General features: G+C 71.8%; 10 protein-coding genes. 6 read left to right on the plus strand and 4 right to left on the minus strand.

The features are described from left to right. The first annotated feature begins 130 nt into the window (after positions 1-130). On the plus strand, positions 131-916 hold the full coding sequence (locus JOM49_RS19505; protein WP_209671355.1) for a transposase family protein: 786 nt from the start codon (positions 131-133) through the stop codon (positions 914-916). 83 nt (positions 917-999) lie between these two features. Here the strand turns inward: JOM49_RS19505 and JOM49_RS19510 are convergent, their stop codons facing one another. Together JOM49_RS19510 and JOM49_RS19515 are read right to left on the minus strand one after the other, a co-directional pair. After that, complete coding sequence (locus JOM49_RS19510; RefSeq protein WP_209665711.1) at positions 1,000-2,196, minus strand: cation:proton antiporter; 1,197 nt, start codon at positions 2,194-2,196, stop codon at positions 1,000-1,002. 46 nt (positions 2,197-2,242) lie between these two features. Beyond that, entirely contained in the window at positions 2,243-2,725 is a 483-nt protein-coding gene (locus JOM49_RS19515) for a cation:proton antiporter regulatory subunit (RefSeq protein ID WP_209665712.1), read from the minus strand. A gap of 121 nt (positions 2,726-2,846) precedes the next feature. Between JOM49_RS19515 and cmk the strand changes: the two genes are divergently transcribed. From cmk to JOM49_RS19540, 5 genes are all read left to right on the plus strand, one after another. After that, positions 2,847-3,572 carry a (d)CMP kinase gene (gene cmk / locus JOM49_RS19520; protein ID WP_209665713.1) on the plus strand — a complete coding sequence of 242 codons (726 nt, stop codon included), beginning with the start codon at positions 2,847-2,849 and terminating at the stop codon, positions 3,570-3,572. 44 nt (positions 3,573-3,616) lie between these two features. Continuing rightward, positions 3,617-4,255, plus strand: coding sequence for a lysophospholipid acyltransferase family protein (locus JOM49_RS19525; protein WP_209671357.1), 639 nt, complete (start codon positions 3,617-3,619; stop codon positions 4,253-4,255). Next, on the plus strand, positions 4,252-5,688 hold the full coding sequence (der, locus tag JOM49_RS19530; RefSeq protein WP_209665714.1) for a ribosome biogenesis GTPase Der: 1,437 nt from the start codon (positions 4,252-4,254) through the stop codon (positions 5,686-5,688). The genes JOM49_RS19525 and der overlap by 4 nt, the downstream gene beginning before the upstream one ends. A gap of 143 nt (positions 5,689-5,831) precedes the next feature. Next, on the plus strand, positions 5,832-9,767 hold the full coding sequence (locus tag JOM49_RS19535; protein WP_209665715.1) for a Pls/PosA family non-ribosomal peptide synthetase: 3,936 nt from the start codon (positions 5,832-5,834) through the stop codon (positions 9,765-9,767). Then, positions 9,764-11,101, plus strand: coding sequence for a M1 family metallopeptidase (locus JOM49_RS19540; RefSeq protein ID WP_282769801.1), 1,338 nt, complete (start codon positions 9,764-9,766; stop codon positions 11,099-11,101). The genes JOM49_RS19535 and JOM49_RS19540 overlap by 4 nt, the downstream gene beginning before the upstream one ends. Here the strand turns inward: JOM49_RS19540 and JOM49_RS19545 are convergent. Together JOM49_RS19545 and JOM49_RS19550 are read right to left on the minus strand one after the other, a co-directional pair. After that, a complete protein-coding gene (locus JOM49_RS19545; protein WP_209665716.1) occupies positions 11,067-11,726 on the minus strand; it encodes a TetR/AcrR family transcriptional regulator in 660 nt (219 codons plus the stop codon). The genes JOM49_RS19540 and JOM49_RS19545 overlap by 35 nt on opposite strands. 129 nt (positions 11,727-11,855) lie before the next feature. Continuing rightward, positions 11,856-13,154, minus strand: a complete 1,299-nt coding sequence (locus JOM49_RS19550) for an ROK family protein (RefSeq protein WP_209665717.1) — start codon at positions 13,152-13,154, stop codon at positions 11,856-11,858. Between the last annotated feature and the right edge of the window lie 91 nt (positions 13,155-13,245).

Here is a 13,245-nt window from a genome sequence, read left to right on the forward strand (position 1 = left end):
GCTCTTGAATGCTATGAGCCTTTTCCAACCTGATCTTGGTTGGTGAGGGTGTGTCGCTGAGCTGGACATGGCGAAGCTCCTGGTAGGTGCGTGTATCGACCAAGAAACATGCGCTACCAGGAGCTTCGTGGTGTTGTCTTACCCGTCGACGATCGCGTTGTCCAGTCAGACACTGGCTGAGTTGACCCAGATCATCCGCACCCACCGCCGCGCGATCGGGTCACGCTGGCGACGGCTGCCCCCGCAACGCCAGGCCCTGCTCGTGCTGGCCCACCTGCGCAACGGTGACACCTACCAGCGCCTCGCCGCCGGATTCGGGATCGGTGTCGCCACCGTGTGCCGCTACGTGCACGAAACCACCGACCTGCTCGCCCACCGTGCCCCGAGCTTGACCGCGGCGTTGTGGCGGCTGGCCTGGACCTTCCACAACTACGCCATCCTCGATGGCACCGTCATCCGCACCGACCGCATCGCCGCGAACAAGCCCTATTACTCCGGCAAACACCGCCACCACGGCATCAACATCCAAGCCCTCACCGACCCCCACGGCACCCTGCTCTGGATCTCCGAGGGACTACCCGGCGCCACCAACGACACCGCAGCCGCCCGCCACCACCACATCTGCGAGCAGGCCGCACAAGCCGGCCTGCGGTTACTCGCCGACGGCGGCTACGACCAGGTCGCGCCCGGGGTGATCACCCCGTACAAGAACCGCCGCAACCGCCACCAGCCCACACGCGAACTCGGCCCCGCCTACAAAGCCGCCAACACCGCCCTCGCCCGACTACGCGGCCCCGGCGAACGCGGCTTCGCCATCCTCAAAAACTGGCGGATCCTCACCCGCGCCCGCTGCAGCACCCACCGCGTCACCACCCTCACCAAAGCCATCCTCACCCTCGAACATGACCTCAACTAACCAAGATGGAAAAGGCTCTATGAGTGGGGCATTACTTGCATTGGATGCAAGTAATGCCCCACTCCTAGCATTCGACGGGGGGCTTACGGGCTCGTGGGGACCGGGGTGCCGGGGCGGGACGACTTCCGTTGCATCGAGCGGGCGATCGGTTCCACCACGCGTGCGGCTGTCGGGCCGAGGATGGCCATCAGCAGTACGTAGGCGGTGGCGAGTGCGGCCAGTTCGCCGGTGACGGCCCCCGCCGACACGGCCAGGCCCGCGATGACGATGGAGAACTCGCCGCGCGCCACCAGTGCGGCTCCGGCGCGGGCCCGGCCCATGCGGCCGACGCCCTGGCGTCTGGCGGCCCACCAGCCGGTGGCCACCTTGGTCAGCGTGGTCACCACGGCCAGCGCGACCGCCCAGCCCAGCACGGGCGGGATCGAGGCCGGGTTCGTGTTCAGCCCGAACACCACGAAGAACACCGCGGCGAACAGGTCCCGCAGCGGCTCGAGCATGTGCGTCGCGTTCTCCGCGGTGGACCCCGAGATCGCGATGCCCAGCAGGAACGCGCCCACCGCCGCCGAGACCTGCATCGCCGAGGCGATCCCGGCCACCAGCAGCGCGGCGCCGAGCACCTTGAGCAGGAAGACCTCGCGGTCGGGGCTGTCGACCACCGCCGAGACGTACCGGCCGAACTTCAGCGCGATCAGCAGCACCACGGTGATCACCAGCAGCGAGATGCCCACCGCCTTCGCGCCGCCGAGCAGGCTCACCCCGCCCAGCACCGCGGTCAGGATCGGCAGGTACAGCGCCATCACCAGGTCCTCGAACACCAGGATGGACAGCACCACCGGGGTTTCGCGGTTACCGAGGCGCCCGAGGTCGCCGAGGACCTTCGCGATGATCCCGGAGGAGGAGATGTAGGTGACGCCCGCCATCACCAGCGCGCCGACCGGGCCCCAGCCCAGCAGCAGCGCCACCGCGGCGCCGGGCGCGGCGTTCAGCACGATGTCCAGCAGCCCGGCCATCCACGAGCGCTTGAGCCCGGTGAACAGCTCCGCCGCCGAGTACTCCAGTCCCAGCAGCAACAGCAGCAGGACCACGCCGATCTCACTGGCCAGGTGGGTGAAGTCGCCGATGTCGCCGAGCGGGATCAGCCCGCCCTGCCCGAAGCAGAGCCCGCCGATCAGGTACAGGGGGATGGGTGACATGCCGATCTTGCCGGCCAGCCTGCCGAGCGCGCCGAGGACGAAGAACACGCCGCCGAGCTCGATCAGGGCCAGTGCGGTGTGGTCCACGTTCTCCAGCCTCTGTAATTCACGTACAACGTCAGGTGAGCGACCCTCAGCCGTTCTTGAGGATCTTGTAGGCCGCCTGCAGCCCTTCGGAGGTGCCGACGGTGACCATCAGGTCGCCGCCGGTCAGGGTGAAGTCCGGGGTGGGGGAGGGGTGCACCTGCCCGGCCCGCATCACCGCGACCACCGACACGCCGGTGCGCGAGCGCAGGGCGGTGTCGCCCAGCGTGCGGCCGTCGAACGGTGATCCGGTGGCGACCGGCAGCTGCTTGGTGTTGATGCCGGGCAGGTCGGCCTGCTCTTCCTTGAGCTGCGCGACCAGCTGCGGCGCGCCGAGCAGGTTCGACAGCGCGGCGGCCTCGTCGATGGTCAGCGGCAGCGCGGCCAGGCAGGCGTCCGGGTCGTCGGACTTGGACACGATGAGCTCGATCTGCCCGTCCCGGTGGTTCACCACACCGACCCGCCGCCCGCTGCGCAGCGCGAAGTCCTTGCGCACGCCGATCCCGGGCAGGGGAGTCACTTCCACGTTCACCTGTCCACGGTAACCCATTGTGCGGGTGACCAGGCGCAAGGCGTCCCGGCCGTGATCGCCGCGCCGCCACCGGGCAGAATGGGCGCCGACGGGTGACGGGCCGAAGGAACGGGGAGCGGTAGTGGCAGGCGTGCTGCGAGGCGTGATCGCGCTGGACGGTCCGTCCGGGACCGGCAAGACCACGGCCGCGCGCGGACTGGCGACCCGGCTGGGTTCTGGCTACCTGGACACCGGCGCGATGTACCGGGTGATCGCCCTCGCCGTGCTGCGCGCGGGTGCCGATCCGGCCGATCCGGCCGCGGTGCTCGCCGTGGCCGAGCGCACCGAGTTGACCGTCGGCACCGATCCGGCGGGCGTGCGGGTGCTGCTCGACGGCGAGGACGTGGCCGTGGCGATCCGCGGTGGCGACGTGGACCACGCGGTTTCGCCGGTTTCCGCGGTGCCCGAGGTGCGTGCCCGGCTGGTCGACGAGCAGCGGCGGATCATCGCCGAGGTGCTCGCCGCGCAGGGCGGCATCGTGGTCGACGGCCGGGACATCGGCACCGTGGTCGCCCCGGACGCCCCGCTCAAGGTCTTCCTCACCGCTTCGCCGGAGGCCCGTGCCGCCCGGCGCAGCGCCGAGCACGGCGCCACCGGTGTCGAGTCCACTGTGGAGTCCGTGCGCGCGGCGGTGGACCGCCGCGACCGGCTCGACTCCACCCGCGCCGCGTCACCGCTGCGGGCCGCCGAGGACGCCGTCGCCCTGGACACCAGCGACCTCGATCGCGAACAGGTGATCACCGCCCTGACCGGACTGGCGCGGGAGCGCGGCCTGCTGGACCAGGTGGGTGCCGAGGCACTGAGGTGAGTTCGGCCGCACCGACGGGGCTGCCGGACGGCGCGGTGCCCTGGATGCACGACTTCGGCAAGCTGATCGGCCGCTACGGGCTCCGGCCGGGGTTCCGGATCCACGTGCACGGCGCCCAGCGGGTGCCCGCGACCGGTCCGCTGGTCGTGATCGCCAACCACAGCTCGATGCTGGAACCGCAGCTGATCTACGGAATGTTGCGGCGCCGGTGCGCGTTCCTGGTCAAGCAGGAGCTGTTCGCCGGGGCCGCCGGCTGGGGTCTGCGCCGCATCGGCCAGATCCCGGTCCGGCGGGGTGCGCCGGACCGGGCTCCGCTGCTGACCGCGGTGTCGGTGCTGCGCGACGGCGGTGTCGTCGGGGTCTTCCCCGAGGGCACGCGTGGCGCGGGGGACGTGGACAATGCCGAGCGGGGTGCCGCCTGGCTGGTCCGTGCTTCCGGGGCGCAGGTGATCAGCGTGGCGACCAGGGGGACCCGCAAGCCGGATGGCGGCGGGCGCCGGTTCCGGCCACGGGTGGACATCCTCGTGGGGGAGCCGTTCACCGTGGCGGTCGGCAAGGGCCGCGCCGGCCTGGAAACGGCGACGGAACAGCTTCGCGGCGATCTCGCCGCGGTGGTACGAGCGCTGGACGACTGGCGCGAGGCGCACGGGATCCGGGCGCAGGGACGGAAAGAGCAGGCATGACCGAGGTAGACGGCACGTGGTCCGACGAGTCGGAGTTCACCGTGCTGGACGCGGACATCGACGACGGTGCCGAGGGTGAAGAGACGGGCCAGGCGCAGCCGGTGCTCGCGGTGGTCGGCAGGCCGAACGTGGGCAAGTCCACCTTGGTCAACCGCATCCTCGGCCGCCGGGAAGCGGTGGTGCAGGACACGCCGGGCGTGACCAGGGACCGGATCGCCTACGACGCGCTGTGGGCCGGGCGCCGGTTCACCGTGGTGGACACCGGCGGCTGGGAGCCGAAGGCGAGCGGGCTGCAGGCCTCCGTGGCCGCGCAGGCCGAGATCGCGATGAACACCGCCGACGCGGTGCTGGTCGTGGTGGACGCCTCGGTCGGCGCCACCGCCACCGACGAGGCCGTGGCCAAGGTGCTCCGGCGCTCGGACCGGCCGGTGCTGCTGGCCGCGAATAAGGTCGACGACGAGCGGCTGCTCGCCGAGACGGCTTCGCTGTGGTCGCTCGGCCTCGGCGAACCGCATCCGGTCAGCGCGCTGCACGGGCGCAGCTCCGGCGATCTGCTCGACGCGATCGTCAAGGCGCTGCCCGAGGCACCCCGTGACCACGACCGCCCGGCCGGGCCGCGCCGCGTGGCGCTGGTCGGCAAGCCGAACGTGGGCAAGTCCAGCCTGCTGAACAAGCTCACCGGGCAGGAGCGCTCGGTGGTCGACTCGGTCGCGGGCACCACGGTGGACCCGGTCGACTCGCTGGTCGAGCTGGACGGCGAGCCGTGGCGGTTCGTCGACACCGCGGGCCTGCGCAAGCGGGTGCAGACCGCGAGCGGCACCGAGTACTACGCCTCGCTGCGCACCAAGACCGCGATCGACGCGGCCGAGGTGGTCATCGTGCTGCTGGACGCCAGCGAGCCGATCAGCGAGCAGGACCTGCGGGTGCTGACCATGGTGGTCGAGGCGGGCCGCGCCTGCGTGCTGGCGATGAACAAGTGGGACCTGGTCGACGAGGACCGCAGGCACCAGCTCGAGCGCGAGCTGGAACGCGGCCTGGTCCGGGTGCCGTGGGCCGAGCGGGTCAACATCTCCGCGCTGACCGGCCGCTCGGTGCGCAAACTGGCCCCGGCCCTGCGCACCGCGCTCCAGTCGTGGGACCAGCGCGTGTCCACCGGACAGCTCAACGGCTGGCTTTCCGACCTCATCGCGGCCACCCCGCCGCCGGTGCGCGGCGGAAAGCAGCCGAAGGTGCTCTTCGCCACCCAGGCCGGCATCCGCCCGCCCACGCTGGTGCTGTTCACCACCGGTTTCCTGGAGGCCGGATATCGCCGTTTCATCGAGCGGAAATTCCGCGAGCGATTCGGTTTCACCGGTAGTCCTGTCCGCATCAACGTGCGAGTTCGGGAGAAAAAACCCAAGACCGGGAGCAAGAAGCCGGTGAAGCGGCCCTGACCGGGTGATCTCCGACATAATCGCGAGACCCTGCCGAAATCCGGCGTTCACCTGACGTATTCTGAAGGGCCTGTACCGCGGGCGCCTCATTCGGGAGAGCATGCCCGAATGACGCTCGTCGGAAAGGTGAGTGAAGGTCCTCAGTGACCCTGACCGCTGATCATCGGCCTTTTGCCTGCGTCGCCGAGGTGACCGTCGCGCCCTCGGCCGCGCCCGCTCTCGATCGTGCGCTGTACTGGTCCGGCCTGGCCGCCAGTGAGCGCACCCTGCTGGACGTGCTCGGCGCGACCGTGGCCAAGCACCCCGGTGCCGCCGCGCTCGACGACGGCCGCACCGTGCTGACCTACCGCAGGCTCGCGGAGGAGATCGACGCCCTCCGCGCCAAGCTGGCGGCCATCGGTATCGGCGCGGGCGACCGCGTCGGCGTGCGGATCTCCTCGGGAACCGCGGAGCTGTACGTGGCCATCCTGGCGGTGTTGTCGGCGGGGGCGGCTTACGTGCCGGTCGACGCGGACGACCCGGACGAGCGCGCCGAGCTGGTGTTCGGCGAGGCCGGGGTGTGCGCGGTGCTCGGTGACGACGGTTCGCTCACCGAGCTGGGCAGGCCGTCCGGCCGGGTCGGTGCCCCCGCACCGACCGACGACGCCTGGATCATCTTCACCTCCGGTTCGACCGGGAAGCCCAAGGGCGTGGCGGTGAGCCATTCGGCCGCCGCGGCCTTCGTCGACGCCGAGGCGGAAATCTTCCTCGCGGACGAGCCGCTCGGTCCCGGTGACCGCGTGCTCGCGGGGTTGTCGGTCGCTTTCGACGCTTCGTGCGAAGAAATGTGGCTGGCCTGGCGCCACGGCGCCTGCCTGGTCCCCGCGCCGCGTTCGCTGGTGCGCACCGGGGTCGACCTCGGTCCGTGGCTGGTCGCGCAGCGCATCACCGTGGTCTCCACCGTGCCGACGCTGGCCGCGCTGTGGCCAGCCGACGCGCTGGAAGACGTCCGCCTGCTCATCTTCGGCGGCGAAGCCTGCCCGCCCGAACTGGCCGAGCGCGTCGCCGTCGAGGGCCGCGAGGTGTGGAACACCTACGGCCCGACCGAGGCCACCGTGGTCGCCTGCGCCGCGCAGCTCACCGGGGAGGGCCCGGTCCGGATCGGCCTGCCGCTGGCGGGCTGGCAGCTCGCCGTGGTCGACGAGCGCGGCGAACTGGTCGGCATGGGCGAGAGCGGCGAGCTGGTGATCGGCGGCGCCGGGCTGGCCCGCTACCTCGACGAGGCCAAGGACGCGGAGAAGTTCGCCCCGCTGGCCGCGCTCGGCTGGCGCCGCGCCTACCGCAGCGGGGACCTGGTCCGCGCCGAACCGGAAGGCCTGCTCTTCCTCGGCCGCGCCGACGAGCAGGTCAAGCTCGGCGGCCGCCGCATCGAACTCGGCGAGGTGGACGCGGCGCTGCAGGCGCTGCCGGACGTCGCCGGTGCCGCCGCCGCGATCCGCCGGACCAAGGCGGGCAACCAGATCCTGGTCGGGTACGTGGTGCCCAGGGACGGTGCCGCCTTCGACGTCGACACCGCCACCGCGAAGCTGCGTGAGCGCCTGCCCGCCGCACTGGTGCCGTTGCTGGCGCTGGTCACCGACCTGCCGACGCGGACCTCGGGCAAGGTGGACCGCGACGCGCTGCCGTGGCCGCTGCCGTCCGTGCCCGAACAGTCCACTCCGGACAGTCTGGGCGGCCTCAACCCGACCGAGGCGTGGCTGGCCGAGGGCTGGGCGGAGATCCTCGGGGTCACCGTGCGCAGCGGCAAGGCCGACTTCTTCAGCAACGGCGGGGGCAGCCTCACCGCCGCGCAGCTGATCGCGCGCATCCGCACCCGGCACCCGTCGGTGTCGGTCAACGACATCTACCAGCACCCGAAGCTGGGTTCGCTCGCCGCGATGCTGGACGAGCTGAGCACCGCCGAGACCAAGCGGCGGGAGATCGCGCCGACCCCGCGGCGCGCCGGGATCATCCAGAGCCTGCTGATGCTGCCGCTGATGGCGTTGCCGGGCCTGCGCTGGACCACCATCACGGCCGCGCTGTCCACCGCGCTGGCCGAGTTCGGCGGCCTGACCTGGGCGCCCGCGGTGTCCTGGTGGCTGCTCGGCGCGGCCTGGCTGCTGTTGTTCACCCCCGCCGGGCGCATCGCGATCGCCGCCGGTGGCGCGCGGCTGCTGCTGCGCGGCGTCCGCCCCGGCAGCTACCCGCGCGGCGGGAATGTCCACTTGCGACTGTGGACGGCGGAGAAACTGGCCGAGTACAGCGGTGCCGCCGAAGTGGCGGGTGCGTCCTGGATGACGCACTACGCGCGGGCGCTGGGCGCCAGGGTCGGCAAGGACGCTGACCTGCATTCGCCGCCGCCGGTGACCGGCCTGCTCAAGCTCGGCCGCGGTGCCGCCGTGGAACCGGAGTCCGACCTCTCGGGGTACTGGGTCGACGGCGATCTGGTGCACATCGGCAAGATCCGCATCGGCGCGGACGCGCGGATCGGCGCCCGCAGCACGCTCTTCCCCGGTGCGCGGATCGGCAAGGGCGCGGAGATCGCCGCCGGGTCGACCGTGCGCGGCGCGGTGCCCGCGGGACAGCGCTGGGCCGGTTCGCCCGCCGAACGCAGCGGCAAGGACGCGCTGAAGTGGCCGTCGAGCCGCCCGCTGCGGTCACGCCAGTGGTCGGTGGTCTACGGGCTGACCTCGCTGCTGCTGGGCCTGCTGCCCGCGGTCGCCGCGGTTCCGGCGCTGGTGCTGCTGGCCCGCGGGGTTCTCGGCGCGCCGAGCCTGGGCGCGGCACTGGGTGGTGCGCTGACCTGGGTGCCGCTCGCCACCGTCGCCTACTTCGCCGCGTACGCGCTGCTGGTGCTCGCCGGGGTGCGGGCGCTGAGCGTCGGCATGGTCGAGGGTTACCACCCCGTGCACGGCCGGGTCTCCTGGCAGGTGTGGACCACCGAGCGGCTGATGGGCATGGCTCGGACCGGGCTGTTCCCGTTGTACGCCAGCCTGTTCACCCCGGTCTGGCTGCGGTTGCTCGGCGCGAAGGTGGGCCGTGGGGCCGAGGTGTCCACCGTGCTCGCGCTGCCGAAGATGACCCAGGTCGACGACGGTGCCTTCCTCGCCGACGACACCATGGTCGCCACCTACGAACTCGGCCACGGCTGGCTGCACGTCGCGCCCGCCCGGATCGGGAAGCAGGCCTTCCTCGGCAACTCCGGCATCACCGCGCCGGGCCGGTCGGTGCCCAAGCGCGGGCTGGTCGGCGTGCTGTCGTCCACCCCGCTGAAGGCCAAGAAGGGCTCCTCGTACCTGGGCATGCCGCCGATGCCGCTGCGGCGTTCGGTCGAGAGCGGTGACGCGGGCCGCACCTACGCCCCGCCGGCGCGGCTGAAGCTGGCTCGCGGGCTGATCGAGCTGTGCCGGATCGTGCCGGTGATGTGCGCGGTGGCGCTGTCGGTGCTGACGCTGGCCGCGTTGCAGGCGTCGATCACCGCCGTCGGCCTCGGCTGGACGGCGCTGCTCGGCGGGCCGATCCTGTTCGCCGCCGGGGTGGTGGCCGCCGCCACCGCCACGGTGATGAAGTGGACGCTGGTCGGGCGGTTCCGCGCGGTCGAGCACCCGCTGTGGAGCTCGTTCGTCTGGCGCAACGAACTCGCCGACACCTTCGTCGAGGTGCTCGCGGTGCCGTGGTTCGTCGGCGGGGTCAGCGGCACGCCGCTGCTGCCGATGTGGCTGCGCACCATGGGCGCCCGGATCGGCCGCGGGGTGTGGCTGGAGACCTACTGGCTGCCCGAGTCGGACCTGGTGACCCTCGGTGACGGCGCCACGGTGAACCGGGGGTGCGTGGTCCAGACGCACCTGTTCCATGATCGAATCATGCGCATGGACGGGGTGAGCCTGCACGAGGGCGCCACGCTCGGGCCGCACGGCATCGTGCTGCCGGGCGCGAGCATCGGGGCCCGCACCACGGTCGGCCCGGGCTCGCTGGTCACCCGCGGTGACGTGGTGCCCGCGGACACGCGCTGGCTCGGCAACCCGATCGCGGCCTGGTCGAAAGCTGGGCGCCGCGGGTGAGTGCGAAGTCGATGCAGCCCGCGCCCGGCGCGGACACCTCACCGGATTCGTACCTCCCCGCGCACGGCAACGGGGGCTACCAGGTCACCAGGTACACCCTGGACCTGGACTACAAGGTCGGCCCGAACCGGCTGTCCGGGCACGCGGTCATCGAGGGCGTGGCCACCCAGGCGCTCTCGCGGTTCAGCCTGGACCTGGCGGGTTTCCGGATCGGCCGGGTGCAGGTCAACGGGCAGAGCGCGAAGTACACCCAGCGCGCGGGCAAGCTGCACGTCAAACCGCAGCGCGCGCTGCAGCCGGGCTCGGTCTTCATGGCCGAGATCCGCTACACCGGCAACCCGCACCCGATCGCTTCGGCGGCCTGGGGCGACATCGGCTGGGACGAACTGACCGACGGCGCGCTGGTGGCCAGCCAGCCGGTCGGCGCCCCCTCCTGGTTCCCCTGCAACGACCACCCGTCGGACAAGGCGGCCTACCGGGTCTCGGTGACCACCTCGTCGGCGTACACGGTGCTGGTCACCGGGAACCTGCTGGCCAAGCGCCAGGGCGCGAGCACGACCACCTGGGTGTTCGAGCGGCCGGAGCCGACCGCCACCTACCTGATGGGTGTCCACATCGGACGGTACGAGCAGGTGGCGCTGGCCACCGAGCCGGTGCCGCAGCTCGCCGCCGTGCCACCGCGCCTGCGTGCCCTGTTCGACCGGGACTTCCGCCGTCAGACCGACATGGTCGACGCGCTCGAGGGGTTCTTCGGGCCCTACCCGTTCGGCGAGTACGTGGTCGTGGTGACCGACGACGAGCTGGAGGAGCCGATCGAGGCGCAGGGCCTGTCGGTGTTCGGCGCCAACCTGCTCGACGGCCGCGGCACGCACGAGCGGCTGATCGTGCACGAACTGGCCCACCAGTGGTTCGGCAACAGCCTGACCGTGGCCGAGTGGAAGCACATCTGGCTCAACGAGGGCTTCGCCACCTACGCGGAATGGTTGTGGGCAGCCGAATCCGGCGGCCTGTCCGCGGACGTGCAGGCACGCCGGTGGCACGCGGCGATGGCCGGGCTGCCGGCGGACCTGCGCATCGGCGACCCCGGCGTGGAGAAGTTGTTCGACGAGCGGGTCTACAAGCGCGGCGCGCTGACCCTGCACGCGTTGCGGAAACTGCTGGGGGACCTGCCGTTCTTCGCGCTGCTCAAGGACTGGGCGCAGCGCTACCGGCACGCGACGGTGACCACCGCCCAGTTCACCGCGCTCGCCGAGGAGCACGCCGGGCGTTCACTGGCGGCGTTCTTCGACGAGTGGCTGTTCAGTCCGGCGCTGCCGCCGTTCCCGGCGGGATGATCACCGCCTTGGCCATCCGGATGACCTCGGCGATCACGTCGTCCAGCGGGGTCTGGTAGCCGTCGGTGGACCAGTGGAAGACCAGTTCGTTGACCGCGCCGATCAGCGCCACCGCACCGAGACCGAACTCCCGTTCCTCGGCCTCGCCCCTGGCCACCGCGCGCTTTGCCTCGGAGACGAGCATCTGCACCCAGCGCGCGCGCCACGCCAGCCGGTGCGCCTCCACCGCCGGGCTCACCCCGATGATCTCCACATAGGACAGTTTGGCCCGGCGGGGGTCGGCGGCGGTCCTGGTGATGTAGGCCCGCACCGCCCGTTCGATCCGCACGGTCACCGGCTGGTCGTCGGTCTCGGCGAAGGCGGTGGAAACCTCGCCCACGGCCGATTCGATCACCTGGTTGTGGATGGCCATCAACAACGCTTCGCGGCTGCTGAACTCTTCGTAGAAATTGCGCGTGGAGACCGAAGCGGCAGCACACAGCTTTTCGATCGAGCTGGCCGCGTAGCCCTCGGTGCCGAACAGTTCGAGCCCGGCTTCGAGCAGCCGGCCACGTCGTTCGGCACGGCGGTCGGCTGCCGAACGGCCGCCGTACACGCGCCGGGGGGACTGTTCTTTCGCAGGCACCCTTGTCACCCTAGGGCACGACGCGCTCCCGGTGTGCGGTTCTGACCGGAAGTCGTAGCAGGCTGGAGGTGTCGTCACCGGCTCGTGGTTCGTCGAAAACCCACTCGCCGCCGGTGGGTTCCGGGTGGCTCAGCGGGGAATTTCGACCAGGGCCGGGCGGCCCGCCGGGGAACCGGTGTCGATCCAGTGCGCCAGCCGTTCCGGCGCGAAAAGCTCGTCGATGACCATGAACGCCGCGCCGACCAGACCGGCTTCGTCGCCCAGCGTGGACCGGGTGATGCGCAGTTCGCGGGTGGCCAACGGGAGTGAACGCCGATAAACGGTTTCGCGCAGCGTGGCGAGCAGCAGATCGCCCGCGCCGGAAACACCGCCGCCGATGATCACCAGCGCCGGGTTGTAGAAGCTGACCAGCGTGGCGAGCAGGCTACCGACCAGCCGCCCCGCCTGGGTGAGCAGCTCGACCGAGGTCCGGTCACCGCTCTGGGCCGCGGTGGCTACGTCGGCCGCGGTGAGCGTCCCGCGTTCGGCGAGCCGAGTCGCCAGAAACTCGCTGCGCCCCTCCTTTGCCGCGGCGGCGCCATCCCTGGCCAGCGCGGAACCGCCGGCGAAGGCTTCCAGGCAGCCGATGTTGCCGCAGCGGCAGACCACCACCGGATCGTCCGCGACCGCCGCGTGCCCGATGTCCCCGGCGCACCCCTGGCTGCCGCGGTGCAGCCGCCCGCCGGAGACCAGCCCGGCGCCGATGCCGGTGCCGATCTTGATGTGGATGATGTCCTGCTGCCCGCGGGCCGCGCCCGCGCGCAGTTCGCCCAGCGCCATCGCGTTGACCTCGTTGTCCACCCACACCGGCGCGGCGTACCGGGCGGAAAGCCGGTCGCGCACCGGGTAGCGGTCCCAGCCGGGCATGATCGGCGGCGCGCTCGGCCGCCCGGTGGCGAACTCGACCGGCCCCGGCAGGCCGACCCCGATGCCCCAGACCGCCCGGCCGCCACCCAGTTCGGCGAGCAGTTCCTCGAACAACTCCTCCACCCGGTCCAGCACCACCTCCGGGCCGAGCGCGACGTCGCCGGGTTCCTCGCGGCGGGCGAGCACCCGGCCGGTCAGGTCGGTGGCCGCGGTGGCGATGCTGGTCGCCCCGAGTTCGGCGGCGAGCACCACCCCGGCTTCGGCGCGGAACCGCAGTTCGCGCGGGGCCCGGCCGCCGCTGGACGGGCCGAGCCTGCCCTCTTCGAGCAGGCCGCAGCCGGTCAGCTGGCCGAGCCGCTGGGTCACCACCGTGCGCCCGAGCCCGGACAGCCTGCCCAGCTCGGGCCGGGTGCGGGCGGCGCCGGTGCGCACCAGGTCGAGCACGGTGGCGAGACCGTCGAGGTGGTCGGACGTGACCGGGCTGGCCGGCGAGGGTGGCTCCACCGACCCAGTTTCGCCCATTCGGCGCCCCCGGCGGCGCAGGCGGCGGAAAACCCGTTGGCCGTGTCCCGGGCGCCCGGCTATGCTCGCGATCATGGCTTACCAGTTCTAC

This window comes from Amycolatopsis magusensis (assembly GCF_017875555.1).
GTDB classification, from domain to species: domain Bacteria; phylum Actinomycetota; class Actinomycetes; order Mycobacteriales; family Pseudonocardiaceae; genus Amycolatopsis; species Amycolatopsis magusensis.

Excerpts from the sequence above, each read along its gene's own strand:
- der (WP_209665714.1), top strand. The coding sequence starts at position 4,252 with ATGACCGAGGTAGACGGCACGTGGTCCGACGAGTCGGAGTTCACCGTG.
- JOM49_RS19550 (WP_209665717.1), bottom strand. The coding sequence starts at position 13,154 with ATGGGCGAAACTGGGTCGGTGGAGCCACCCTCGCCGGCCAGCCCGGTC.
- JOM49_RS19525 (WP_209671357.1), top strand. The coding sequence starts at position 3,617 with ATGCACGACTTCGGCAAGCTGATCGGCCGCTACGGGCTCCGGCCGGGG.